The 23,739-nt window shown below is 72.6% G+C and carries 20 protein-coding genes, 1 pseudogene and 1 riboswitch; of the genes and pseudogenes, 10 read left to right on the plus strand and 11 right to left on the minus strand.

Annotation, left to right across the window (positions count from 1 at the left end):
* Nucleotides 1-183: 183 nt before the first annotated feature.
* The 6 genes and pseudogenes from ACIPSC_RS14650 to ACIPSC_RS14675 form a co-directional block, all read right to left on the minus strand.
* Entirely contained in the window at nt 184-1,644 is a 1,461-nt protein-coding gene (locus ACIPSC_RS14650; protein WP_400825837.1) for a catalase, read from the minus strand.
* A 280-nt stretch (nt 1,645-1,924) separates the two neighbouring features.
* A pseudogene (alc, locus tag ACIPSC_RS14655) lies at nt 1,925-2,977 on the minus strand (allantoicase); the annotation flags it as partial.
* Nucleotides 2,974-4,362, minus strand: coding sequence for an allantoinase AllB (allB, locus tag ACIPSC_RS14660; RefSeq protein WP_400825839.1), 1,389 nt, complete (start codon nt 4,360-4,362; stop codon nt 2,974-2,976). The pseudogene alc and the gene allB, both read right to left, overlap by 4 nt.
* A 209-nt stretch (nt 4,363-4,571) precedes the next feature.
* Entirely contained in the window at nt 4,572-5,729 is a 1,158-nt protein-coding gene (locus ACIPSC_RS14665; RefSeq protein ID WP_400825840.1) for a glycerate kinase, read from the minus strand.
* A 490-nt stretch (nt 5,730-6,219) separates the two neighbouring features.
* Nucleotides 6,220-7,107 carry a 2-hydroxy-3-oxopropionate reductase gene (locus ACIPSC_RS14670; protein WP_400825841.1) on the minus strand — a complete coding sequence of 296 codons (888 nt, stop codon included), beginning with the start codon at nt 7,105-7,107 and terminating at the stop codon, nt 6,220-6,222.
* A 71-nt stretch (nt 7,108-7,178) separates the two neighbouring features.
* Nucleotides 7,179-8,024, minus strand: coding sequence for a TIM barrel protein (locus ACIPSC_RS14675; RefSeq protein WP_400825842.1), 846 nt, complete (start codon nt 8,022-8,024; stop codon nt 7,179-7,181).
* 213 nt (nt 8,025-8,237) lie between these two features.
* Here ACIPSC_RS14675 and ACIPSC_RS14680 point away from each other — a divergent pair, with 213 nt between their 5' ends.
* The 7 genes from ACIPSC_RS14680 (at nt 8,238) to ACIPSC_RS14710 (ending at nt 14,201) form a co-directional block, all read left to right on the plus strand.
* The gene (locus ACIPSC_RS14680; RefSeq protein ID WP_255752388.1) at nt 8,238-8,483 is read left to right on the plus strand and encodes a thiamine-binding protein; all 246 of its coding nucleotides are present in this window, start codon (nt 8,238-8,240) and stop codon (nt 8,481-8,483) included.
* The gene (locus tag ACIPSC_RS14685) at nt 8,480-8,860 is read left to right on the plus strand and encodes a helix-turn-helix domain-containing protein (RefSeq protein WP_238862494.1); all 381 of its coding nucleotides are present in this window, start codon (nt 8,480-8,482) and stop codon (nt 8,858-8,860) included. The genes ACIPSC_RS14680 and ACIPSC_RS14685 overlap by 4 nt, the downstream gene beginning before the upstream one ends.
* Nucleotides 8,861-9,118: 258 nt before the next feature.
* Entirely contained in the window at nt 9,119-9,622 is a 504-nt protein-coding gene (gene uraD / locus ACIPSC_RS14690) for a 2-oxo-4-hydroxy-4-carboxy-5-ureidoimidazoline decarboxylase (RefSeq protein ID WP_400825844.1), read from the plus strand.
* A gap of 60 nt (nt 9,623-9,682) precedes the next feature.
* Nucleotides 9,683-10,018 carry a hydroxyisourate hydrolase gene (gene uraH, locus ACIPSC_RS14695; RefSeq protein WP_209409037.1) on the plus strand — a complete coding sequence of 112 codons (336 nt, stop codon included), beginning with the start codon at nt 9,683-9,685 and terminating at the stop codon, nt 10,016-10,018.
* A 27-nt stretch (nt 10,019-10,045) separates the two neighbouring features.
* Nucleotides 10,046-10,966 (plus strand): factor-independent urate hydroxylase, encoded by a 921-nt coding sequence (gene pucL, locus ACIPSC_RS14700; protein ID WP_400825846.1) that lies wholly within the window; start codon nt 10,046-10,048, stop codon nt 10,964-10,966.
* 329 nt (nt 10,967-11,295) lie between these two features.
* A complete protein-coding gene (locus tag ACIPSC_RS14705) occupies nt 11,296-12,759 on the plus strand; it encodes a nucleobase:cation symporter-2 family protein (protein WP_400825847.1) in 1,464 nt (487 codons plus the stop codon).
* Between the two features lie 56 nt (nt 12,760-12,815).
* The gene (locus tag ACIPSC_RS14710) at nt 12,816-14,201 is read left to right on the plus strand and encodes an 8-oxoguanine deaminase (RefSeq protein WP_400825849.1); all 1,386 of its coding nucleotides are present in this window, start codon (nt 12,816-12,818) and stop codon (nt 14,199-14,201) included.
* Between the two features lie 404 nt (nt 14,202-14,605).
* On the opposite strand, the gene ACIPSC_RS14715 is transcribed toward ACIPSC_RS14710, so the two are convergent.
* Together ACIPSC_RS14715 and aceB are read right to left on the minus strand one after the other, a co-directional pair.
* Nucleotides 14,606-15,007 carry a gamma-glutamylcyclotransferase gene (locus ACIPSC_RS14715; RefSeq protein WP_238862488.1) on the minus strand — a complete coding sequence of 134 codons (402 nt, stop codon included), beginning with the start codon at nt 15,005-15,007 and terminating at the stop codon, nt 14,606-14,608.
* A 136-nt stretch (nt 15,008-15,143) separates the two neighbouring features.
* Nucleotides 15,144-16,796, minus strand: coding sequence for a malate synthase A (aceB, locus tag ACIPSC_RS14720; RefSeq protein ID WP_400825851.1), 1,653 nt, complete (start codon nt 16,794-16,796; stop codon nt 15,144-15,146).
* Between the two features lie 201 nt (nt 16,797-16,997).
* Between aceB and ACIPSC_RS14725 the strand changes: the two genes are divergently transcribed.
* Together ACIPSC_RS14725 and ACIPSC_RS14730 are read left to right on the plus strand one after the other, a co-directional pair.
* Nucleotides 16,998-17,795, plus strand: coding sequence for an IclR family transcriptional regulator (locus tag ACIPSC_RS14725; protein WP_400825852.1), 798 nt, complete (start codon nt 16,998-17,000; stop codon nt 17,793-17,795).
* A 305-nt stretch (nt 17,796-18,100) separates the two neighbouring features.
* Entirely contained in the window at nt 18,101-18,622 is a 522-nt protein-coding gene (locus tag ACIPSC_RS14730; RefSeq protein ID WP_400825854.1) for a hypothetical protein, read from the plus strand.
* A 126-nt stretch (nt 18,623-18,748) separates the two neighbouring features.
* On the opposite strand, the gene ACIPSC_RS14735 is transcribed toward ACIPSC_RS14730, so the two are convergent.
* Together ACIPSC_RS14735 and ACIPSC_RS14740 are read right to left on the minus strand one after the other, a co-directional pair.
* Entirely contained in the window at nt 18,749-20,008 is a 1,260-nt protein-coding gene (locus ACIPSC_RS14735) for a family 16 glycosylhydrolase (protein WP_400825856.1), read from the minus strand.
* A 2-nt stretch (nt 20,009-20,010) separates the two neighbouring features.
* Nucleotides 20,011-20,172, minus strand: a riboswitch (cyclic di-AMP (ydaO/yuaA leader).
* Nucleotides 20,173-20,383: 211 nt separating this feature from the next.
* Complete coding sequence (locus ACIPSC_RS14740; RefSeq protein WP_400825858.1) at nt 20,384-21,781, minus strand: esterase/lipase family protein; 1,398 nt, start codon at nt 21,779-21,781, stop codon at nt 20,384-20,386.
* A 368-nt stretch (nt 21,782-22,149) separates the two neighbouring features.
* Between ACIPSC_RS14740 and ACIPSC_RS14745 the strand changes: the two genes are divergently transcribed.
* The gene (locus ACIPSC_RS14745) at nt 22,150-22,479 is read left to right on the plus strand and encodes a MoaF-related domain-containing protein (protein ID WP_313766416.1); all 330 of its coding nucleotides are present in this window, start codon (nt 22,150-22,152) and stop codon (nt 22,477-22,479) included.
* 85 nt (nt 22,480-22,564) lie between these two features.
* Here the strand turns inward: ACIPSC_RS14745 and ACIPSC_RS14750 are convergent, their stop codons facing one another.
* The gene (locus tag ACIPSC_RS14750; protein WP_400825859.1) at nt 22,565-23,713 is read right to left on the minus strand and encodes an alpha/beta hydrolase; all 1,149 of its coding nucleotides are present in this window, start codon (nt 23,711-23,713) and stop codon (nt 22,565-22,567) included.
* Between the last annotated feature and the right edge of the window lie 26 nt (nt 23,714-23,739).

Here is a 23,739-nt window from a genome sequence, read left to right on the forward strand (position 1 = left end):
GCCCCGGCCGCCGCGCCAGGACACTCACGCCCCGCGGCCCGCGCCGGCACCGGCCCCCCGACCCGCCGGGAACGCGGAGCGGGCCCCTCCCCACTGCCCAGGGGGGAGAGGCCCGGCCGCGGCCGCCGGGGTGCGGGCCCCGGCGGCCGGTGAGGGTGGTTCGGACGAGCGTGCGGCGCCTCGTCAGCCCTCTTCGCCGGCGCGGAGCTCGGCCACGGCCGCCTCCAGGCGGGCGCCGTACTCCTCGTCGGCCGCGTGGAAGTGGGCGAGGTTCTTCTCCACGATGTCGTCGCGGGTGACCTGCGCGAGGAAGCCCGCGATGTTGCCGATCAGGCGGGACTTCTCGCCCTCCGACATCAGGCGGTAGAGCTCGCCGGCCTGGAAGAAGTCGTCGTCCTTGGTGTGGGCCGGCGTGGTGTAGGTGCCGGTGTGGCCGCTCAGCCTGACCGGCGCGGCGAGCGCGTTGTCGGTCTGGGCGGGGCCGTCGTACGAGTTGGGCTCGTAGTTCTTGCCGCGGCCCGACTTGTTGATCGCGTGGAAGCCGTCGCGGCCGTAGTTGGCGGCCTCGGTGGCGCGCGGGGCGTTCACCGGCAGCTGGGTGTGGTTCACGCCGAGGCGGTAGCGCTGGGCGTCCGCGTAGGCGAACAGGCGGCCCTGGAGCATCTTGTCCGGGGACGGGCCGATGCCGGGCACGAAGTTGTTCGGCGAGAACGCGGACTGCTCGACGTCGGCGAAGACGTTCTCGGGGTTGCGGTTGAGCACCAGGCGGCCGACCTTGACCAGCGGGTAGTCGGCGTGCGGCCACACCTTGGTGAGGTCGAACGGGTTGAAGCGGTAGTCCGCGGCCTCGGCGACCGGCATCAGCTGGACGTAGACGGTCCAGGACGGGAACACACCCCGCTCGATGGCCTGGTGCAGGTCGCGCTGGTGCGAGTCGGCGTCGGCGCCGAGCACCTCGGCGGACTGCCCGCCGTCCAGCGAGCGGATGCCCTGGTTGGTCTTGAAGTGGTACTTCACCCAGTAGGCGTCGCCCTGCTCGTTGACCCACTGGTAGGTGTGCGAGCCGTAGCCGTTCATGTGGCGGTAGGACGCCGGGATGCCGCGGTCGCCGAAGAGCCAGGTGATCTGGTGCGTCGAGGCCGGCGAGTGGGCCCAGAAGTCCCAGACGTTGTCCGCCTCCTGGATGCCGGTGTACGGGTCGCGCTTCTGCGAGTGGATGAAGTCGGGGAACTTCAGCGGGTCCTTGATGAAGAAGACCGGGGTGTTGTTGCCGACGAGGTCGTAGTTGCCCTCCTCGGTGTAGAACTTCACCGCGAAGCCGCGGGGGTCGCGCACGGCGTCGCTGGAGCCCAGGTTGCCGGCCACGGTGGAGAAGCGCAGGAACAGCTCGGTGCGCTTGCCGACCTCGGAGAGGAAGGCGGCCTTGGTGTACTGCGAGACCTCGTCGGTCACCTCGAAGTAGCCGTACGCGCCGGAGCCGCGGGCGTGCACGACGCGCTCCGGGATGCGCTCGCGGTTGAACCGGGCCAGCTTCTCCAGCAGCTGCTGGTCCTGGATGAGCAGCGGGCCGTACTCGCCGGCCGAGGCCGAGTTCTGGTTGTCGGCGATCGGCGCGCCGGACTCCGTGGTCAGGATCTTGGACATGGAGGGTCCTTCAGGTGTCGATACAAGCGGTGCGTGGAGGAGGGGTTGGCGTCCGAGCGGCGGCCGCTCAGATGCCGAGCAGGCGCCAGACGGCCGAGCGGCGGCGGGAGGAGTGCTCGCCGTCGGGGCCGTCGGCGGGACGGAGCTCGGCGACGGCGGCGGTGGCCGCGGCCGGGTCCGCCAGCGGGCGGGCGGCGGTGAGCGCGGCGGCCTCGTCGGCGGTGAGGCCGGCCTCGGCGAGCGCGGCGGCGGCCTCGGCGGCCGGAACGGCGTTGAACCAGCGCAGCGCGAGGGCGGCGCGGCCGGCCTCGGTCAGCCGGCCGGTGAGGCGGAGCCGGGCGAGACCGCCGTCCGGGTAGACGTTGATCCGCACGTGGGTGACCGGGCGGCCGACGTCGAGCCGGAACCGGTGCCGGGTGTCGGGCTGCAGGCGGGTGCGGGGCAGGATCCCGAACCAGCCGTCGCGGTCCTCGGAGGGTTTGCCGCCCCGCGAGGCGTCGTAGCCGACCAGGTCGGCCCAGCCGGGGGCGTTGGCGACGAAGTGGGTGGTGTCCACCTCGGCGGCCAGGACCTCGCCGCCCCCGGCCAGGGCGATCTGTACCCAGTCGTTGGCCTTGTCGCGCCGACGCCGGGTCTCCCAGCCCTCGCCCATGACGGAGGCGCGACCGGGAGCGTTCAGGTTGTGCGGGGAGGAGAAGTAGCGGTCGGACGCCGCCTCGGCCACGCCGCCGAACTCCTGGGCGGCGAGGTCGAAGGTGAGGCCGTCGAGCTCGCGCGGGTCGGGCAGCACCTCGCCGTGGACGCGGAGCCGGGCCACGCCGCCGTCCGGGAAGATGTTCAGCCGGACGTGGGTGTAGCGGGTCCCGTCGCGGACCTCGAACTCGTGGGCGGTGTCGCCCTGGAGCGGGGTGCGCGGCAGCAGCTCGACCCACTCCGCGGCGGCCAGCTCCTCCGGCGAGGGGTGGCCGGCTATCGCGGCGGCCTCGACCGAGGCGCTCTCCGGGTAGTTGCCGGTGAAGTGCGCGGTGTCGACGATCAGGCCGCGGATCACGCCGGCGACGCCGAGCCGGACGATCGTCCAGTCGTGGTCGTCGTCGGTGGGGTGCGGCTGGTCGGCGCTGACGCCGCGGCGCCGCTTGGACTCCCAGCCGTCCATGATCTGGCCCTTGTGGCCGAAGGTGTGCGGCCGGAACTCGGCGGGCTTGGCGACCAGCAGGTTCTCGGCGTCCGCGAAGGTGTCCTCGTTGGTGGCGACGACGCCGGCGCCGAGCAGCCGGGAGGCCAGGTTGACCAGCTCGGTGAAGGGAGCGCTCGGGGTGTTGACGGTGCTCACTGCGTCTCCTCGGGGCGGGTGACCGGGCCGGCGGCCGGGCGGGTGATCTGGCGGCCGAACGGCTCGGCCGCGACGTCGACGACCCGGCCGCGCAGCCAGGTGGCGCGCACGGCGCCGGTCAGCGTCCGGCCGGCGTACGGGGTGACGGGGTTGCGGTGGTGGAGCTCGCCGGCGTTCACGGCGAACGCGGCGTCCGGGTCGAAGGCGACCAGGTCGGCGTCGTGGCCGACGGCGATGGCGCCCTTGGTGCCGGTGAGGCCGACCAGCGAGGCCGGGCCGCTCGCCATCCAGCGGACGACGTCGCCGAGCGTGTGGCCGCGGCGGCGGGCCTCGGTCCAGATCGCCGGCAGGCCCAGCTGCAGGGAGGCGATGCCGCCCCAGGCCTTGGCGAAGTCCCCGCTGCCGCCGAACTCCGGCAGCAGCTTGAGGTCCGGGGTGGACGGCGAGTGGTCGGATACGACGGCGACGAACTCGCCGGCCGCCAGGGCCGCCCAGAGCGCGTCCCGGTTGGACTCGTCCCGGATCGGCGGGCAGCACTTGAACGCGGTGTCGCCGTCCGGCACCTGCTCGGCCGCGAGGGTGAGGTAGTGCGGGCAGGTCTCGGCGGTCACCCGGACGCCGTCCTCGCGGGCCTGCCGCAGCAGCGGCAGCACGGCGGCCGAGGAGACGTGCAGGATGTGCACCCGGGCGCCGGTGCGGCGGGCGGTGTCGAGCAGCCGCGCGACGGCCGCGGTCTCGGCGTCGGCGGGCCGCGAGGCGAGGAAGTCCCGGTAGTGGACGCCGGGTTGCTGCGGGGCGGCGTCCAGGACGGTCGGATCCTCGGCGTGGATGATCGCCAGCGCCCCGATCCGGGCCTGCTCGGCCAGCGCGGCCTCCAGGTCGGCCGCCTCGACGTGCGGGAACTCGTCCACGCCGGACGGCGCGAGGAAGCTCTTGAAGCCGAACACGCCCGCGCGGTGCAGCGGTTCGAGGTCCGGGACGTTGCCGGGGACGGCGCCGCCCCAGAAGCCGAGGTCGACCCAGGCCTGGCCCTCGGCGGTCTTCCGCTTGGCCTCCAGGCCGGCCACCGTGGTGGTGGGCGGGATCGAGTTGAGCGGCATGTCGATGATCGTGGTGACGCCGCCGGCGGCGGCCGCCCGGGTGGCGGTGGCGAAGCCCTCCCACTCGGTCCGGCCGGGCTCGTTGACGTGCACGTGGGTGTCGACCAGACCGGGCAGCAGCGCGGTGTCGCCGAGGTCGGTCAGATGCTGGTCGCCGGCGAGCAGCGAGCCGTGCTCGGCGATCTGCTCGATCCGCCCGTCCCGGATCAGCACGTCCGCGGGGCGCTCGCCGTCCGGCAGGACCACCCGGCGGGAGCGGATCACCGCAGTCTCGCTGAGGGGCATGGGGGACCTCCGAAGCCTGAAGAAGAGGGGTGGGGTACGTCGAAGGATTGCCCGGAGCCTAGGGCTGCCTTCAACAAAACGTCAATGGAGGAACGTACGAGGGCCGACGGGTTCCGGCCGCCCCGGGGCGGGCCTTCGGCCCGGCCGGCCGGAGCCCTCCCGCCCGCCTCGGACGGGGGCCTGCGGTCGACCGCGGAGGGTTCTGCCGGTCAGCCGGCGAGGAACTCCGCCGCCAGCCGCTCCCCCGCGACCTCGGCGAGCTCCGCCGCCCGGGTCATGCTGTCCCCGGGCTGTTCGGCCAGGTCGGTGAGGGCGTACGCGCCGACGAAGCCGGCCGCCCGCCACTCGCTCTCGGACAGTTCCAACCGCCCTGCCACAGCAGCCACCCGAACCCCCGCCCGGGTGGCCGCCGCGGCAACGCCGGCGGGTGCCTTGCCGTGGAGCGTCTGCGCGTCCAGGCAGCCCTCACCGGTCACGACGAGGCGTGCCCCACGCACGGCCTCGTCAAAACCCAGCAGATCGAGCATCAGCTCGATGCCGGGTCGCATGGTGGCGCCGAGCAGGGCGAGGGCGGCGAAGCCCACCCCGCCTGCGGCCCCGGCGCCGGGGGCGTTGCGGAAGTCCCGGCCGACGGCCTCGCCGACGACGTCGGCGAAGCGGGTCAGGCCCTCCTCCAGGATCACCAGGTCCTCGCCGTCGGCGCCCTTCTGCGGGCCGTAGACGGCGGTCGCGCCGCGCGGGCCGAGCAGCGGGTTGTCCACGTCGCAGGCCACCACGATCTCGATCCCGGTGAGCCCCGCCGCCGATGTCGCCGTGGCCAGCGGGCCGAGGTCGAGCCGGTCGAGCTTGCGCAGCGCGGCGCCGCCCGGGGCCAGCTCGGTGCCGTCGGCGTCCAGCAGGCCGACGCCGAGGGCCTGGACCATGCCGGCCCCGCCGTCGGTGCAGGCGCTGCCGCCGAGGCCGAGCACGATCCGCTTGGCGCCCAGGCTCACCGCCCGGCCGATCAGCTGGCCGACCCCGTAGGAGCCGGCCGCGAGCGGGGCGGTCCGGCCGCCGGGGAGCCGGGCCAGCCCGGAGGACTGCGCCAGCTCGACCACGGCGGTGTCGCCCCGCACGGCGAGTGCGGCGTCCACCGGCAGGCCGGTGGGGCCGGCCACCTTGGCCGGGATCCGGTTGAAGCCGGCGGCCAGCGCGGCGGCCAGGGTGCCCTCGCCGCCGTCGGCGACCGGCAGCTCGCGGACCTCGGTGCCGGGCGCGGCGCGGCGGATGCCGGCGGCGATCCGGGCGGCGACCTCGGCACCCTCCAGGGTGCCCTTGAACTTGTCGGGAGCTACGACCACATGGCCCTGAGTGGGGGTGGCGGGCATGGCGTGGGCCTCACTTCCGGACTGGTCTGGCAATGGTTCGTCAAGCATGTGCCCCCGTCGGGGGTGCGTCCTCCGGGGGCCTGCCCGCGCCCGACGGGTGTCCGCCGGACGGTCTGCCCGCGATCCGGGCGGACACCCCTCCGGGCGCGGGCCCGGGTGGGGGTGCGGTGGCCCCCTCCCCGCCGTTCCCCTCGTCCCGCTTCCGACGTACGAGAGGCTCCCCTCGGCGAAGGAGAGGGCCGGGCGACACGCAACTGGCACGACCGAAGTGCCCCCGTCAGGGAGTGCGTGTCACCGGCTTGGTCGATCGGCAGGAGGCGGATGAGCCCCAACCCACCTGCCGATCGGGCCTGGCCTCCTGGTGGCGCGGGCACGACCGGATAGGTACACGCCACCAGGAGGAGTCTGCGGGCCTCGGGGGCCCGGGTCGGTCCAGGGCTTGTCTTCAAACTCCCGCCAGGCAGGCGGGAGTTTGAAGACAGGCCCTAGGTCACTTGACCTCGCGGCCGGACAGCCGCTCGACGCCGCGCAGCAGCGCCGAGTGGTCGAGGGAGCCGTCGCCGTTGGCCCGGGCCGAGGCGACCAGCTGGGCGACGACCGCGCCGACCGGCAGGGCGGCACCCACGGCGCGGGCGGCGTCGGTGACGATGCCCATGTCCTTGTGGTGCAGGTCGATGCGGAAGCCGGGGGCGAACTCGCGGTTGAGCATGTTCGCCTTCTTGCGGTTGAGCACGGTCGAGCCGGCCAGGCCGCCGCCGAGCACGTCCAGCGCGGCGCCCAGGTCGACGCCGGCGTTCTCCAGGAAGACCACGGCCTCGGCCAGGACCTGGATGTTGACGGCGACGATCAGCTGGTTGGCGGCCTTCACGGTCTGGCCGGCGCCGGCCGGGCCGACGTGGACGACCGTGGTGCCCAGCACGTCGAACAGCGGCTTGGCCTCGGCGAAGTCCTCCGCCGCGCCACCGACCATGATCGACAGGACCGCCTCGACGGCGCCCGCCTCGCCGCCGGAGACCGGGGCGTCCAGGGTGCGGACGCCCTTCTCCTTGGCGGCGGCCTCGACCTTGATCGAGGTCTGCGGGGTGATCGAGGACATGTCGATCACCAGGGTGCCGGGCGCGACGTTCTCCAGGACGCCGCCCTCACCCAGGATGACCTGCTCGACGTGCGGGTCGGCCGGGACCATGGTGATGACGACCTCGGCGTCCTTCACCGCGTCGGCGATGCTGGTGGCGCCGTGGCCGCCGGCGGCGACCAGGGCGTCGATCTGCGGCTGGGTGAGGTTGAAGCCGGTGACGTGGTGCCCGGCCTTGACCAGGTTGGCGGCCATCGGGCTGCCCATGATGCCGAGGCCGATGAAGGCGATCTTGCGGCTCATCGCGTCGTTCCTTAGGTGCGTGGAGGGGTGGGGTGCGGGAGGTGCGGCGGGCGCGCCGGACGGCGGTGCGCTCAGCCGGCCGAGCGCAGCTCGCGCGGAAGCCACTCGAAGCTGTCGGCGCTGACGCCGGTGGAGGGGCGGTACTCAAGCCCGATCCGGCCGGTGTAGCCGGCGGCGGTGAGGCGGGCGAACAGGTCCTCGAAGTCGAGGCCGCCGGTGCCCGGCTCGTTGCGGCCCGGGTTGTCGGCGATCTGGACGTGGCCGAAGCGGTCGGCGTAGGTGTCGATGACCGCGGCCAGGTCCTCGCCGTTCATGGCCAGGTGGTAGAGGTCGCAGAGGAACTTCGCGTTGCCCAGGCCGGTGGCGGCGTTGACCTTGTCCACGACCTCGACCGCGGCGGCGGCGGAGACCAGCGGGTAGTCCGGCGACTCGGGCTTGTTCAGCGCCTCGATCAGCAGGATCGCGCCGATCCCGTGGGCGGCCCGGGCGGCGAGGACGAGGTTCTCCAGCGCGAGCGCGTCCTGCTCGGCCGGGTCCGCACCCTCGACCCGGTTGCCGTACAGCGCGTTGAGCGCCTTGGTGCCGAGCGAGCCGGCCAGCTCGGCGGCGACCGGGACGTTGGCGCGGAAGCGGTCCTTCGCGGCCGGCACGGAGACGGTGCCGCGGACGCCGAGGCTGAGGTCGTCCAGGAAGTTGAGCCCGGTGAGCTGCACGCCGGCGTCGGTGAAGGCCTTGCGGAGCGCGTCCAGCTCGGCCTCCGCCGGCGTGGCGCTCTCGCCGAACGGCCACCAGAGCTCGGCGGCGGTGAAGCCCGCGGCGGCGGCAGCGGCCGGGCGCTCCAGGAGCGGGAGCTCGCTGAACAGGATCGACAGGTTGACCGTGTAGCGGTGCTGGGCCGCAGCCGTCACGTCAATCACCTCTCACTCTCTTCCGTCATCCGCAACTTCCACGATCCGGAAGAGGGATTCTGCTTGGTGGAAGCATGTCCGCCGCGCCGAGCGGGTGTCAAGACCGCCGCAACAATTTGTTGAAGCCGACCGAAACCGCTCCCCCGCAGGCCCCGCCGCTGTTCGATCGACCAGCCCCTGCCCGGCCGCACCCCCGCTCGCTACAGTGGGCGAGTGCGATTGATGGTGGAGTTCACGACAGAACCGTTCGAACTGGACACGTTCCCGGAGCACGCCGTGGCGGCCCGGAAGGTGGTCGACGAGGCCGGCCTGGCCGTCTCGGTCGGCCCCTTCGGCACCGGCGCGGAGGGCGATGCCGAGCAGGTCCTGGGCGCGGTGACCAAGCTGCTCCGGGACACCCTGGACGCGGGAGCGACCAGGATCTCGGTCCAGGTCAGCGTGCTCGGAGAGGAGGGCGGTACGCCGTGACCGAGCACGTGGAACACCCGCTCGCCGCGGCGATAAAGCCGCTGCTGGACGCCGTCGGCGCCACGCCCGTCCGACTGGACGAGGCGAAGGCCGAGGACGTCGTCCTGGAGTGGGAGGGCGCCCCGGCGCTCGCCGTACGACTGCCCCACCTCAGCAGCGCGCTCGACCGCCTGCTGGCCGAGATGACCCGCCAGTTCGACGGCCGCCCGCTGACCGAGCTGGACCGCTGGGAGAAGCAGCGCGTGGTCGCCCTCCTGGAGGAGCGCGGCGCCTTCACCGTCCGCCACGGGGTGGAGACGGTCGCCTCGGCGCTCGGCGTCAGCCGCTTCACCGTGTACAACTACCTCAACCGCCAGGACGGCTCGAAGTCCGGCTGAGCGCGGCCGGCGAGCGCCCCGCGAGGTGTGCGAAGCCGCCCGTGAGGTGCGCGGATCCGCGTACATCCGGGTGAACCCCGCCGGTCCGGCCAGTCTTCACCAGCCCCCGGCGGGGCACACTTGTCTCATCGCACACGAAACGGCCGGGTAACCGGGACCCGTTCAAAACGTAACCACCAACCGTTCAACAAAGTGTTGACGGCCACGTTGGGTCGATCTAGCTTGTGCGGGTGGCACCACTCTTCAGGAGGTCCACCCGTGACCAACCACCCCCACGCCCTTGACTCCCTGGCGGCGGCCGACGCCGCCGAGCTGAGGACGATCCTGCTGGAGGTCTGCTCCAGCCCCACCTGGGCCGACGCCGTCGCGGCGGCCCGGCCCTGGTCCGACCGTACGGCCCTGCTCGACGCCAACGCGTCGGCCATGGCCGCCCTCACGGTCGCCGACCTGAACGACGCGATGGCCGGCCACGCCCGGATCGGCAAGCCCAAGGCGGGCGACGCCACCTCCGAGCGCGAGCAGGCCGGCATCAAGGGAGTGGACACCGCACTCCTCGACGAACTGCACGAGGCCAACGCCGCCTACGAGGCGAAGTTCGGCCACGTGTTCCTGATCTGCGCCACCGGGCGCACCGCGGACACCATGCTCACCGCGCTGCGGGAGCGCTACCCCAACGACGACGCCACCGAGGCGGAGATCGTCCGGGGCGAGCTGCGCAAGATCAACGACATCCGGATCAACCGGCTGCTCGACGAAGACTGACGCCACGCCAGTTCTTCTCGACGCAACGTCACACCTGCCATCAGTAAGGTCACTTCACCCATGACTGGCATCTCCACCCACGTGCTCGACACCAGCCTCGGCCGCCCGGCCGAGGGTGTCCCGGTCGAGCTCGCGCTGCACACCGAGGGTGGCTGGAAGGTGCTCGGCACCTCCGCCACGGACTCCGACGGCCGGGCCAAGGACCTGCCGGCCGTGGAGGCGGGCTCGGTCGTCCGGCTGCTCTTCGACACCGCCGCGTACTACGCGGCGAAGTCCGACGAGACGCCGTTCTTCCCCGAGGTCTCGATCGTCTTCACGGTCGCGCCCGCGCAGCACCACTACCACGTGCCGCTGCTGCTCAACCCGTTCGGATACTCGGTCTACCGCGGAAGCTAGACCGCTTGATTGATTGGGAGCCATGTCATGGCCCACGTGCTCGGTCAGAACCAGTACGGCAAGGCGGAGAACCGCATCGTCCGGATCTACCGTGACTCGACCCGTCACGAGATCAAGGACCTGAACGTCTCGGTCTCCCTCCAGGGCGAGTTCGAGGACGTCCACCTCACCGGGTCGAACGCCAACTGCCTGCCCACCGACACGACGAAGAACACCGTGTACGCCTTCGCCAAGGAGTACGGGATCGAGTCGGCCGAGGCCTTCGGCATCCTGCTGGCGCGGCACTTCGTGGACAACACCGAGCGCGGTGTCGTGCACAGCGCCCGGATCCGGATCGAGGAGTACACCTGGGACCGGATCAAGACGCCGGACAACTCGGCGCGCTTCATCGGCTCCGAGGAGGTCGGCCACTCCTTCGTCCGCAACGGGCAGGAGACCCGCACCGCCGAGATCGTCTACGACGGCGAGTCCGTCCAGGTCATCTCGGGCCTCAAGGACCTCGTCGTGATGAACTCCACCAACTCGGAGTTCTGGGGCTACATCAAGGACCGGTACACCACCCTCCAGGAGGCGTACGACCGCATCCTCGCCACCCAGGTGACGGCGCGCTGGAAGTACGGCTTCAGCGGCCGCGACGGTGAGGCCCAGCCCAACTGGAACCGCTCCTACTCCCACGTGAAGCGGCACCTGCTGGAGGCCTTCGCCGAGACCTACTCCTACTCGCTGCAGCAGACCCTGCACGCGATGGGCACCCGGGTGCTGAACAACCGCGCCGAGGTGGACGAGGTCCGCCTGGAGCTGCCGAACAAGCACCACTTCCTGGTCGACCTGGAGCCCTTCGGCCTCAAGAACGACAACGAGGTCTACTACGCCGCCGACCGGATGTACGGCCTGATCGAGGGCACCGTGCACCGCGAGGGCGTGGTCCCGGTGATCCCGGTCGCCTGACCTCCCCCATGAACACCGTCCGGCGTCGCCGCACCCTCCGGCCCCCTGTGGCCGGTCGATCCCGGACGGGCCGCACCACCCGCTCAACCCGTAACACCCGCTCAACCCGTAGCACCCGCAGTACCCGTCACATCCGCAGTACCGGCACCACCTGTTTCTCCACCCCCACCCACCGGAGACCGTGCCCGCTTCACGGCGGCCGGCCCGGGGAGCTGGAGATACCGGCCGGGGGACCCTTGCACCGCCGTCCCGCCCCCGGCCGCCGCGCGATCGAAACGTCTCCAGCGCCGCGGGCGCGTCGCGAGCCACGGGCACAAGAGGGGCTCGACATGGCACCCAGCAACACCAGCAGCACAGACGGCGGTTCCACCCCTGCAAGAACTTCTGGTCCGGACGGTGCGTCAAGCAGCCTCCCCGGCAAGCCGTCCGGACCGGAAACCCACCCCGTGGACGAACTGCTGCCACCGGTGAAGCTCGTCTCCACCGGCCTGCAGCACGTCGCCGCGATGTACGCGGGAGTCGTCGCTCCCCCGCTCATCGTCGGCGCCGGCGTGGGGCTCTCCCCCGCCGAGCTCGCCCTGCTCATCTCGGCCAGCCTGTTCACCGCCGGACTGGCCACCCTGCTCCAGACCCTCGGCTTCTGGAAGATCGGCGCCCGCCTGCCGTTCGTGAACGGCGTCTCGTTCGCCGGCGTCGCCCCCATGATCGCCATAGCCGAGGAGCACGGACCGAAGGACGCCCTCCCGGTGATCTTCGGAGCGGTGATCGTCGCGGGGCTCCTGTGCTTCCTCGCTGCACCGTACTTCTGCAAGCTGATCAGGTTCTTCCCACCGGTCGTCCAGGGCACCGTGATCACCCTCATCGGGGTGTCCCTGCTCCCGGTGGCGGTCAACTGGGCGCGCGGCGGCTCACCGGGCGCCCCCGGGTACGGCTCCATGCGGGCCATCGGCCTCGCCGCGATCACCCTCGTCGCGGTGGTGCTCTGCAACCGGCTGCTGCGCGGCTTCTGGCAACAGCTCTCCCTGCTCGTCGGACTGGCGATCGGCACCCTGCTCGCCTTCCCGCTGGGCCTCGCCGACTTCGGCGCGGTCAAGGACGCGAAGGTCTTCGCGCTCCCCTCCCCGTTCCACTTCGGCGCGCCGATGTTCGACGCGGCCGCGATCGCCTCGCTCTGCATCGTCATGGTGGTCTCGATGACCGAGTCCACCGCCGACATGCTGGCGCTCGGCAGGATCGTCGACCGCGAGGCCGACGAGCCCGTGCTCGCCGCCGGCCTGCGGGCGGACGGACTGGCCACCGCGCTCAGCCCGGTCTTCAACGGCTTCGCCGCCAGCGCCTTCGCCCAGAACATCGGGCTGGTGGCGCTGACGAAGATCCGCAGCCGCTTCGTGGTCGCGGCCGGCGGAGGCATCCTGATCCTGCTCGGGCTCTTCCCCGTGCTCGGGTCGCTCGTCTCCCTCGTCCCGCAGCCCGTCCTGGGCGGCGCCGGGATCGTGCTCTTCGGCACGGTCGCGGCGAGCGGCATCCGCACCCTCGCGGAGGCCGGCATGGAGTCCGGCTCCAACACCATCCTGGTGTCGGTCTCGCTCGGCGTCGGCATCGTCCCGATCGCGGTACCGACCTTCTACGACTCCTTCCCGGAGGCCGTCCGCACCCTGATGCACTCCGGGATCTCGGCCGGCTGCGTGGCGGCCGTCCTGCTCAACCTGCTCTTCCACCACGTCGGAGTCGCCCGCCGGCCGCCGGCCGACGGGACACCCGGCACGGCGGTGCCGACGGCGACACCGTCCTGACCCACCGGGCGGGCATGCCCGCCATGCCCGCCCGGCCTCCCCCATAGGAGTTCCCCATGGCAGTCCAGCCCCCGCCCGCCGACCAGCGGATCGTGATCGAGAACGTCGCGATCGCGACGGTCGACGCCAACGACACCGAGTACGCCCGCGGCCACGTGGTCATCCTCGGCAACAGGATCGAGTCGGTCGGCAACGGCCCCGCCCCGCAGTGGCTGGACAACGTGGTGCGCCGGATCAACGGCGAGGGCCACCTCGTCACCCCCGGCCTGGTCAACACCCATCACCACTTCTACCAGTGGATCACCCGCGGCCTCGCCCAGGACAACATCCTCTTCGACTGGCTGGTCGCCCTCTACCCGACCTGGGCCCGGATCGACGAGAAGCTCGTCCACGCCGCCTCCCAGGGCTCCGCCGCCGCGCTGCTCAAGTCCGGCTGCACCACCGCCTCGGACCACCACTACGTCTTCCCCAAGGACGGCGGCGACGTCCTCGGCGCCTCCATCGAGGCGGTCCAGGAGCTCGGCCTGCGCTTCACCGCGCTGCGCGGCTCGATGGACCGCAGCAAGAAGGACGGCGGCCTGCCGCCGGACCACGCCGTCGAGGAGCTCGACGCCATCCTCGCCTCCTCCGAGGCGGCCGTGGACAAGTACCACGACTCCTCCTTCGGCTCGATGCTGCACGTCGCCATCGCGCCCTGCTCGCCCTTCTCGGTCTCCACCGACCTGCTGCGCGAGTCCGCCGTGCTGGCCCGCCGCAAGGGCGTCCGGCTGCACACCCACGGCTCCGAGACCGCCGAGGAAGAGGCGTTCTGCAAGCAGCTGTTCGGGATGGGCCCGACCGACTACTTCGAGTCGGTCGGCTGGCTCGGCGAGGACGTCTGGATGGCGCACTGCGTCCACATGAACGACTCCGACATCGCCAAGTTCGCCGAGACCGGCACCGGTGTGGCGCACTGTCCCTCCTCCAACGCCCGCCTCGCCGCCGGCATCGCCCGCGTCCCCGACATGCTGAAGGCCGGCGTACCGGTCGGCCTCGGCGTCGACGGCACCGCCTCCAACGAGTCCGGCGAGCTGGGTACCGAGCTGCGCAACGCGCTGCTGATCAACCGTCTGCACGGCTACCCGACCGCCCTCACCGGCCGCCAGGCGCTGCGTCTGGGCACCATGGGCGGCGCCCGGGTGCTCGGCCGGCAGAACGAGATCGGTTCGATCGAGGCCGGCAAGCTGGCCGACCTCGCCCTGTGGAAGATCGACGGCATCATGCACTCCTCGATCGCCGACCCGGTCGCCGCCCTCACCCTCGGCGCCCTCCCCCCGCTGGCCACCCTCTTCGTCAACGGCAACGCCGTCGTCGAGAAGGGCCAGCTGACCACCGTCAACGAGGACCGGATCGCCCGCGACTGCGCCCGCGCCGCCAAGGAGCTGGCCTCCCGGCCCGTCTGATCCCCGCTCCGCCCCGTTCCCGATCCGCTGAACAACCCTCTCCCGGGGCGGGAGGCCACCCGGCCCTCCCGCTCCCCTCCCACTCCGGGCCGCCCAGGGACGGTGCGTGACCCGGACTCCGCGAGCCGCCCCTCCCGGCCGGCGAGCGGACCGCAGCCCCGGACCCACGGCGAGGGTCCGGGGCTGCGGCGTGTCCGCGCCCACTCCCGTCGGGCGCGGACACCGCCGGATGCCGGGCCAGGTGCCGGCCGGGCAGGGCAGGTCCAGGCAGGGCAGGCAGGCCCGGGTCGGCTGCCCTGCCGACCTCAACGCGGTGAACGCGAACAGCGAACAGACGGCAGAGTCCGACCTCCGGACTCTGCCGTCTGTTCGCTGGTGGCCGTACGCCGTACGCCCGGCGTCGCTCAGGCGGTGCGGCCGAGCGTGGCGAGGTAGGCGCGCCAGCCGCCGTGGTGGGTGATCTCGCGGTGGACGCCGCGCTCCGCCTCGCCGCGGGCGAGCAGCATCGAGAGGCAGGCCGAGCCGTCCGCCAGCTCGATCACCCCGAGCTCCAGCTCGCGCGGCTCCCCGGGCAGGACGACGTCGCGCAGGTGCTCCAGGCTGACGTCGTACAGCTCGCCCTCGATGGCGGTGTCGACGGACGGGTCGGGGTGCAGCCCCGGGCAGACGTCGCTCTCGCCGCCGACGTCGATCGAGAAGAAGCGGTAGCCGGGGGCGGTGCGGACCGGGCCGACCAGCGCGTCCGCGACGGAGGCGTGGAAGGGGCCGCCCACCATGGCCTGGCCGTTGAAGAAGATGCGTGCCATGAGGTTCCTCCGGAAAGCCGTTCCGTACGGCGACGAGAGGACAGGTGGATTCGTCGCCGTACGGAACGGAGCAAAGGGCGGCGGGTCTGCTACAGCCTGGCAGGCGGCAGCCGACCCGCGCGCGGATAGATTGGGCTCAGCCCAGCAGGGGAAGCGCGGGGAGGGTCAGGAAGTCCACGAACTCCTCGGCCAGGGCGACCTGTTCGAAGAGCTTGGCGGCCTCGCGCCAGCGCCCACCGGCGTAGACGTCGTCGCCCAGCTCGGCCCGGAGCTCGGCCAGCTCCGTGGCCACCAGACGGCGCACGAGGTCGGCGGTGGCCTTCTCGCCGGTGTCCGCGAGCACCACGCCGTTGTTGATCCACTGCCAGATCTGCGAGCGGGAGATCTCGGCGGTGGCGGCGTCCTCCATCATGTTGAAGATGCCGACGGCGCCGAGGCCGCGCAGCCACGCCTCGATGTAGCGGACGCCGACCTGGACGGCGTTGTGCAGACCCGCGTGGGTGCAGGTCCCGCCGGCGCCGGCGATGTCGAGCAGCTGGGCCGCGGTGACGGGCTCGGCCGGGCCCGGGTTGTCCTTCTGGTTCGGACGGTCGCCGAGCACGGCGTCGAAGGAGGCGCGGGCGACCGGGACCAGGTCCGGGTGCGCCACCCAGGAACCGTCGAAGCCGTGGCCGGCCTCCCGGTCCTTGTCGGCCTTGACCTTCTCCAGGGCGGCCGCGTTGACCTCCGGGTCCTTGCGGCTCGGGATGAACGCGGCCATGCCGCCGATGGCGTGGGCGCCGCGCCGGTGGCAGGTCTGCACCAGCAGCCGGGTGTAGGCGGCCATGAACGGCGAGGCCATGGTGACGGTGTTGCGGTCCGGCAGGATGTAGTGCTCGCCGGCGTCGCGGAAGTTCTTGACGATCGAGAACAGGTAGTCCCAGCGGCCCGCGTTGAGCCCGGCCGCGTGGTCGCGCAGCTCGTAGAGGATCTCCTCCATCTCGAAGGCGGCGGTGATCGTCTCGATCAGGACGGTCGCGCGGATGGTGCCGTGCGGGATGCCGAGGGCGGCCTGGGCGTGGGTGAAGACGTCGTTCCACAGCCGCGTTTCGAGGTGGCTCTCGGTCTTCGGCAGGTAGAAGTACGGGCCGGAGTTCGGGTCCTCCGCACCGCGGGCGGTCAGCCGGGCCGCGTTGTGGAAGAAGTAGAGCCCGAAGTCGAAGAAGGCACCGGCCACCGGGACGCCGTCGACCAGCAGGTGGTTCTCGTCCAGGTGCCAGCCGCGCGGGCGGACCACGACGGTGGCGAGCTCGGCGGCGGGCTTGAGGGTGTAGGCCTTGCCGGCCGAGGACGTGAAGTCGATCCGGCCCTCGAAGGCGTCGATCAGGTTGATCTGGCCGCTGACCACGTTCTCCCAGGTCGGGGCGGTGGCGTCCTCGAAGTCGGCGAGCCAGACCTTGGCGCCCGAGTTGAGCGCGTTGATGACCATCTTGCGGTCGGTGGGGCCGGTGATCTCGACCCGGCGGTCCTGGAGCGCGCGCGGGGCCTCGGCCACCGTCCAGTCGCCCTCGCGCACGGCGGCCGTCTCGGGGAGGAAGTCCAGGGTGCCGGCCTGTGCGATCTCGGCGCGGCGGGTCTTGCGGCGGGCCAGGAGCTCCTGTCGGCGGTCCTCGAAGGCGCGGTGGAGGCCGACGACGAAGGCGACCGCCTCCGGAGTGAGCACCTCCTCCGCCCGATGGACGCGCGGACCGGCGACAGTGACGACCGGAGCGGCGGGGGAGGCGCCGGCGGGTCCCTGATCTGTAGCCATGAGCAGGACACTCCTAAGACGGTTGAGCATGGCGAAGGGAGTTCCGGTGGGAACTTCCTTGATCTGAACCGATCTGAACCCCACCTACCGGAGGGTTCGATTCTGTAAGGTGGAGACTAGTTTCCGCGATACAGAATTTCAACGGTTTGTTGAGGTGATCGCAGGGACTCTACTCCTCCCCCGACAGCGAAGGGAACGCCGGTGGTCGCGACCCCCGACACAGCATCGACGACGGGCACGGACCGCGCGAGCGGCGGTGTGCAGTCCGTCGAGCGCGCCTTCCAGCTGCTGGAGGCGCTGGCCGACTCCGGCGGCGTGGCGACGCTCAGCGAGCTCTCCACCTCCTCCGGCCTGCCCATGCCCACCATCCATCGACTGGTTCGTACCCTCGTCCAGCAGGGCTATGTCCGCCAGGACACCGCGCGCCGCTACACCCTGGGGCCGCGGCTGATCCGGCTGGGCGAGACGGCCGGCCGGCTGCTCGGCAGCTGGGCCCGCCCGTACCTGGCCGAGCTGATGGAGGCCACCGGGGAGACCGCCAACCTGGCCGTGCTGGAGGGCGGCGAGGTGGTCTACGTCGGGCAGGTGCAGTCGCGGCGCTCGATGCGGATGTTCACCGAGGTCGGCCGCCGGGTGCAGCCGCACTGCACCGGTGTCGGCAAGGCCCTGCTGGCCCAGCTGCCGGAGGAGGAGGCGCGCGCGGTCCTCGGCCCCAACCCGCTGCCCGCCCACACCGAGTTCACCGTGACGGACCCGCAGGCCCTGCTGGACCAGTTGGCGGAGGCCCGCGAGCGCGGCTACGTGGTGGACGACCAGGAGCAGGAGATCGGGGTGCGCTGCATCGCGCTCGCGGTACCGGGCGCGCCGACGCCGACGGCCCTCTCGGTCTCCGGCCCGGAGGCCCGGATCCGGGCACTGGAGGAACAGGTCGGCGCCTCGTCGCTGGTGCCGGTGATGCATCAGATCGCGATCCGGCTGGGGCAGGTCCTGGCACCCTGACGTGGCGTCATGTGGTGTGTGAACGCGGGGAGTCGGCACGTCCGACTTCCTGCGTACGGCTTTCCGGGAACGGCTCCCTGCACCGGCTCCCGCGCCGGCTCGTTCTCTCGGGCCCGGCTGCGGGGGCGGGTTCGCCCGTTCGAGCGGCCCGAGGGCGGGTTGCCCCGGCCGCGGCGGACCGGTCGGTCACGCTGGGGGCGGACGCAATGCCCCGCGACGGTGCGGGGCACCGGAAGCAGAGGGCAGGGTGAGCGCCGATGTCGCGCAGAGGGTCCGCACGGGTTTTCCTCGGAAGGTCGCTGACGGTGGGGTGCGCGCTCGTCGCGCTGGCCGCCGGTCCGGCACTGGCCTGCCCGACCGACGAGGGGCAGCAGGCTCCCGCGCCGGCCGCCGAGCAGGCCCCCGTACCGGTCGCGGCGGCGCCCGCGACGTCCGACTCCGACCTGGCCGTGATCCGGATCGACCCGGACGCCGCCGCACCCGGTGGCACCACCACGGTGTACGCCTTCGTCGGGAACCTCGGCCCGGACCGCACCGCCTCGCCCTTCACCCTGGTGGTCACCCTGCCCGAGGGCGTGACGCCGGAGGGCCCGTTCTACCCCGAGAACTGCTATCCGTTCCAGAACGGCCACCGGGTGCGCTGCAGCTTCCCGGCCGGCCTGCCGAGGTTCCAGAGCGCAACGGCCCGGATCCCGGTCCGGCTGGCCCCGACCGTCCCGGCGCCGAGCACGCTGACCGGGGGCTGGGTCGCGGTGCGCGGCGACGACGACAAGAACGAGGCCGACAACAAGCAGCCGTTCGAGATCGGCGTCGTCCGGACCACCTGAGCCGCGCCGCCCGGCGCAGCGACGCGCCGTGGCGCCGCGAACGCAGCGACGCCGGAGCGCCGGCCCTCGTGCGGAGAGGGCGGCGGCTCCGGCGTCGCGGCGTCACGGCCGTGGTGCGTGCTCCGGTCAGCGGTAGACGCGGAGGTAGTCCGCGGCGAAGGTGATCGGGGCCGTGCCCTGCGGCGCGGGGTGGTACTGCCCGGCGCTGAGCGACAGGTTCAGGATCGGGTAGGCCGACCAGCCGGCGCCGACGCCCTTGCCGTCCGAGAAGACCTTCACCCCGTTGATGTACCAGTCCACCGAGGTGGCGCCGTACTGGGTGCCGACGGTGACCCACTGGTCGTGCGCGATGGACTTCGCGTCGGTGACGTACTTGTAGCCCGGGTTGATGTGGTTGGTCAGCTCCAGCAGGTTCGCGTTGTCCGCGTGGTACTCGAAGCTGTCGATCTCGCCGTGGTTGCCGCTGGTGCCGTTCCACGTCCACAGCGCCGGCCAGGCGCCGGTGCCCGCGGGGAGCTTGACCCGGGTCTCGATGTAGTCGCCGGTCTTCACCTTGAAGCCCTCGGTGGAGTACTCGGTGGTGAGCAGGCCGGTGTCCCAGGCCTTCTTGCCGTTCTCCAGCGCGTGGGTGCTCGGCCGGGCGGTGAAGGTGGCGACACCGCCGGAGACGCCGACGTTGTCCTTGTTCAGCCAGTCGAGCTTGTTGTCGTCCGGGTTGTGGTCGCCGTAGTGGTACGAGCTGCTCCGGTCGGCCGTCCAGCGGGAGCCCAGGGCGAGGCTGTCGAACTCGTCGGACCAGGTCAGCTTCTTCCCGGCGACGGGCGCCGCGGTGGCCGGGCTGCTCGGGGCGGCGGTCGCGGTGGGCGCCGGCGTGGGCGTCGCGGTGGGCGTCGCGGTGGGGGCGGGGCTCGGGGTGGCGGTGGCCGCGGAGACCACCAGCTGCCGCGACGGCAGGTTGTGCCAGGCGCCGCCGAGGTCCTGCCAGAAGCCGAACTGGGTGTAGGTGCCGGCCGGCAGCGTGCGCGAACCGGTGGTGATCGACAGGCCGCTCGGGCATATCTGCACGTTGGCGACGTTGCCCGGGAAGTCGAGGTTGTGTCCGGCCGCGTCGCGCACCCCGACACCGACCGTCTTCGCCGTGAAGCAGGCCGAGGAGTGGACGGTCAGCGAGGCGGTGGTGGCCTTGCCCGCGACCATGGTGGCGGGGGTCAGCTTGTCCTGGGTGACGGTCGGCGTGGTCGCCGCGTGCGCACCGGTGACCGCCGGGAGGCCGAGCAGGCCGGCGCCGCCGACGGCGAGCGCGCCGGTGACGGCGAAGGCCGCGTTGCGGCCGCGGCGGGAGGGTCGGGCATGGCGCGGCGCACCGCGCCGGGCAGGCTTCTGCATGGCAGTGTCCTCTGCGACGCCTGCGAGGTGAGCTGTCGGGTTCGGGCTGAGGTTGCCCGGCCGCCCGTGGAGCGGCTTCACCCCTAGCCGGCCGAGCGCGGGGAGCGCACAGGCCGGCACTACCTTGGGTCCCCCGCTCCCGTCCGCTGTGGTGCTCGGTTACCGGCCGGCGGGTGGACAGGACTCGGCGTCCCGACGGCGGGGGTCCGCGAAGCGGACGTCCGAGCAGGCTAGGCAGCCCCTCCGGGACGCGACAACTCGGCGGGGTCGGTTGTCGCGCAGCTCACATCCGGGCCGCGGCCGGCCCCGCCGGAGTTGATCAAGTCGCGGGCGCCGGTGATCAGTTGCCCGGCCGCTCGGCCGGCCGCGGCCGGTTCAGCCGAGCCAGGCGTCGACCTGCGACATCGCCTCCGGGGACCAGGCCAGCTCCAGGTGGTTGAGCCCGTCCAGCAACCGGGTGCCGCCGACCGTGGCGATGCCGGTGGTGTCCAGCGCACTCCTGGTGAAGACGATGCCGTCGCTCGGCCCGCGGTTCTCGTTCAGGACACCGGGGATGTCGGCCGAGCCGCCCGCCAGCAGATAGGTGCGGACCGCCGCCGGGACGCCCGCCCGCTGCAGCGGCCCGATCAGCGAGCCGGCGTCGATCGCCGCCTGGATGCCCTGGCCGGAGGTGTAGAAGCCCTGGCCGCCGTAGTACGTCGTCCACCAGTCCTGCGCCGTCCCGTCCACCCCGTAGGCGCCGTCCCAGCGGGCGAGCAGCTGGCGCTGGCCCGGGTAGCAGTCGTGGCCGCCGGACGGCAGCACGCCGAGGCAGGGCTGCGCCGTGTACGTCCCGTAGCAGGTCATGTACAGGTGCGGCGAGGGGGCGTTGGCGGTGCCCCCGCAGGCCGGCCAGGTGGCCAGGGAGAACGCCCAGCCGTGGGCGTAGACGTAGTCCAGGCCGCCGTTCGGGCCGCCGACGGTCACCAGTCGGCGGACGTCGCCTGCGTACGCCCGCCCCCAGGCCGGGCGGACGGAGGAGACGTAGGCGCGGGCCGCCACCTCGCCCTTGCTCCAGGCGACCACGTCCACCTGGGGCACGCCCAGCCGGGCGCGGATCAGGGCGACGGCGTCCCCGACCGCCTGGGCCTGGAGCAGGTTGTCGCCGTGCTTGTGGGCGAAGCCGATCGCGAACACCCGGTGGCCGGTCGCGGCGAGGTACTGGGCCAGCCCGGTGGACGGGCAGCCGGCCGGGCCGGTGGCGCCGCAGCTGCCGCTCTCGCCGGGGTCGGCCCAGGCGCGGTCGGCGTTGTCGTTGGCGCCGTGGACGAGCAGGACGGGCGTGGTGCGGCTGCCGGTGTCCCAGCCGGCGGCGGAGTAGAGCAGGAACCGGCCGGAGAACGGCTGGCGGACCCCGCCGAAGTAGGTGAGGCGGGCGCCGTCCTGGTCGCCGCGGCCGCCGGGCGGGTACTGCTCGGCGGGGAAGCCGGGGGTGGTGTCGAGGTAGCGCTCGACCTTGGCCCAGCCGTTGGCCGGGGCGGGGAAGGTCGCCTCCAGGGCCACGCCTGCGGTCACGGCGGGAGCCCCGGCGGGGGCGGGGACAGTGGGGGCGGCCCCGGCGGGAGCGGGCGGCGCTGCCAGGAGGAACAGGGTGAGCGCGAGCAGCGCGGCGAGGGCGGCGGGTACGCGGTGCGCGGTCGGGGTCCGGTGGGCGGTCGGGGTCCGGTGGGCGGCGGGCATCCGGTGGCGGGTGGTCCGGCGGGTCCTCGCTCGGGTGGTGCGGGTGCTGGGCATCGGCGGCTCCGTGGTCGGACTGGGCCGGGCCCACGCCCCGGTGGGCCGGCGCCAGCACGGTACGGCCGGGCCGCCCGGGCGCCCATGTGCCCGGGTCACACCCGGTGCGCGGCCGGGGTGGCGCCCCGCGCCGTGGCGGGGTGTCGGCAAGTACGTCGCGGAGGTCACCTCGTCGGATAGGTTGGAGGTCCGTCCGCGGCCGCGTGCCGACCGGCCCCTGCACCGCGGTGGACCGGTCCACTCGGACCGCGTGCACAGCACCACCCAGCACAGCACAGCACCGCCCAGCACAGCACCGCAGGCACGACACCGCACGCCCGGCACGTACGCCGGGGACCGCACGACGAGAGACGAGGACCCGTCCCGCCATGACCGCCCCCCTGCCCGCCTTCGCCGGCCGTACCTACCTCTTCCAGGTCGACAACGGCGCGGCCTTCCGCAACGCCTACTCGGCCGACGGCAAGCGGCTGCGCTGGGAGGGCCTCGGCGAATCGGCCGGCCAGTGGGAGGACGTGGCCCTGCACGTCGCGGAGGTCGGCCCGGAGCTGTACTTCGTCAGCTGGACCGAGCAGAGCGGCATCACCGTCAGCCACGTGATGGACCTCGGCAAGCTGACGGTGCGCGCGTTCTGGACGTACGAGGGCGAGGGCGGCCGGGTCGGCGAGCTGCACACCGGCACGCTGGAGCAGGTGGCCTGAGCCGGTCGGTTCTTCCCGCCCTCCCCGGCCCGCCCCTCCCCGGGATCGGGGCCGGCTGCCCCCGGATCGGGCCGGCAGGCCCGGGTCAGACCGGCTGGCCCGGGACCGTCAGGCGCTCGGAGAGCCACTCCAGCGAGGACGGCAGCAGCTTGCTCCACGTCTCGAAGTTGTGGCCGCCGGTCTGCAGCATGCTGTACGAGACCTTCATCGGGCTCTGCACCGCGCCGACGAAGGCCTCGGTGTCACGCCGGTACTCGCCGTCCCCCTCCTTGGTGCCGGCCAGCAGCACGGACACCTTGGGCTGCGGCAGGTTCTTCAGCCGCCACATCAGGTCGGCCTCGCTGCGGCGCTGCTCGGCGCCGGCGCCCTTGAACAGGTCGGTGGTGGTCGGGTCGTCGGCGGCCCGGTAGTAGCCGGAGAGCGAGACGGCGGTCGGGAAGACGTCCGGGTGGCGCATGGCCAGCTTGAGCGCGCAGTAGCCCCCGGTCGAGTTGCCCATGAAGCCCCACGCCTGCGGAGCGGTGGAGACCCGGAACGTCGCCTGGATCGCGGACGGGACGTCCTTGGTGTAGTAGGTGTCGGACTGCGGGCCGCCCGGGACATCCTCACACTCGGTGTCCTGCGGCAGCGCGGGCGACGGGGTCATCAGCACCAGGACGGTCGGCTGCATCCGGCCCTCCTGCATCAACTTCAGTGCGGCGCCGGGGTAGTTGAGCCGAGTAACCAGATTCTTGGCGATGCCGGGGAAGCCCGTGCTGATGATGACCGCCGGGAACTGCCTCTGCGCGTACTCGGGCTGGAAGTACTGCGGCGGCAGGTAGACGTACCCCTCGGTGGAGAGCCGGGAGACGGCGCCGTCGATCCGCACCTCGCGGATCTCCCCGGACTGCTTGGGGTCCCGGCCCAGCGCCCCGCCGCCCTGGACGTTGGCGTGGCCGATGGTCTCCACCAGCAGGCGGCCGGAGGCGTCCGCCTTGTTGTGGATGACGACCGGTCCGTTGTCGCCCGTGCCGAGCAGGTCGTCCCAGCTGCTGTAGAAGGCAAAGTAGTTGTTGGCCACGAGCCCCAGCGCGGCGAGCACCGTGAGCTGGGTGGCGAGCAGTGCGCCGATCCGGCCGAGTACGGCCTGCCAGCTCTGCTTCGCGAGTCTCGGCCAGAGCCAGACCGTGCCGACCATCATCACCACGGCGATCACTACGGTCAGCGCCAACACCTTGTGGCTCGTCAGACCCATGTCCTGCTTGCTCCCACGCCTCGAAC

Origin of the sequence: Kitasatospora sp. NPDC090091, assembly GCF_044747365.1 — a bacterium.
In the GTDB taxonomy this organism is placed as follows: domain Bacteria; phylum Actinomycetota; class Actinomycetes; order Streptomycetales; family Streptomycetaceae; genus Kitasatospora.

What these genes read in the sequence shown, in the direction of transcription:
- ACIPSC_RS14750 (WP_400825859.1), bottom strand. Translation starts at nt 23,713, where the DNA reads ATGGGTCTGACGAGCCACAAGGTGTTGGCGCTGACCGTAGTGATCGCC.
- ACIPSC_RS14665 (WP_400825840.1), bottom strand. Translation starts at nt 5,729, where the DNA reads ATGCCCGCCACCCCCACTCAGGGCCATGTGGTCGTAGCTCCCGACAAG.
- ACIPSC_RS14715 (WP_238862488.1), bottom strand. Translation starts at nt 15,007, where the DNA reads ATGGCACGCATCTTCTTCAACGGCCAGGCCATGGTGGGCGGCCCCTTC.
- pucL (WP_400825846.1), top strand. Translation starts at nt 10,046, where the DNA reads ATGGCCCACGTGCTCGGTCAGAACCAGTACGGCAAGGCGGAGAACCGC.
- ACIPSC_RS14735 (WP_400825856.1), bottom strand. Translation starts at nt 20,008, where the DNA reads ATGCAGAAGCCTGCCCGGCGCGGTGCGCCGCGCCATGCCCGACCCTCC.
- ACIPSC_RS14710 (WP_400825849.1), top strand. Translation starts at nt 12,816, where the DNA reads ATGGCAGTCCAGCCCCCGCCCGCCGACCAGCGGATCGTGATCGAGAAC.
- uraH (WP_209409037.1), top strand. Translation starts at nt 9,683, where the DNA reads ATGACTGGCATCTCCACCCACGTGCTCGACACCAGCCTCGGCCGCCCG.
- ACIPSC_RS14650 (WP_400825837.1), bottom strand. Translation starts at nt 1,644, where the DNA reads ATGTCCAAGATCCTGACCACGGAGTCCGGCGCGCCGATCGCCGACAAC.
- ACIPSC_RS14740 (WP_400825858.1), bottom strand. Translation starts at nt 21,781, where the DNA reads ATGCCCAGCACCCGCACCACCCGAGCGAGGACCCGCCGGACCACCCGC.
- ACIPSC_RS14670 (WP_400825841.1), bottom strand. Translation starts at nt 7,107, where the DNA reads ATGAGCCGCAAGATCGCCTTCATCGGCCTCGGCATCATGGGCAGCCCG.
- ACIPSC_RS14680 (WP_255752388.1), top strand. Translation starts at nt 8,238, where the DNA reads ATGGTGGAGTTCACGACAGAACCGTTCGAACTGGACACGTTCCCGGAG.
- ACIPSC_RS14745 (WP_313766416.1), top strand. Translation starts at nt 22,150, where the DNA reads ATGACCGCCCCCCTGCCCGCCTTCGCCGGCCGTACCTACCTCTTCCAG.
- allB (WP_400825839.1), bottom strand. Translation starts at nt 4,362, where the DNA reads ATGCCCCTCAGCGAGACTGCGGTGATCCGCTCCCGCCGGGTGGTCCTG.
- aceB (WP_400825851.1), bottom strand. Translation starts at nt 16,796, where the DNA reads ATGGCTACAGATCAGGGACCCGCCGGCGCCTCCCCCGCCGCTCCGGTC.
- ACIPSC_RS14705 (WP_400825847.1), top strand. Translation starts at nt 11,296, where the DNA reads ATGGCACCCAGCAACACCAGCAGCACAGACGGCGGTTCCACCCCTGCA.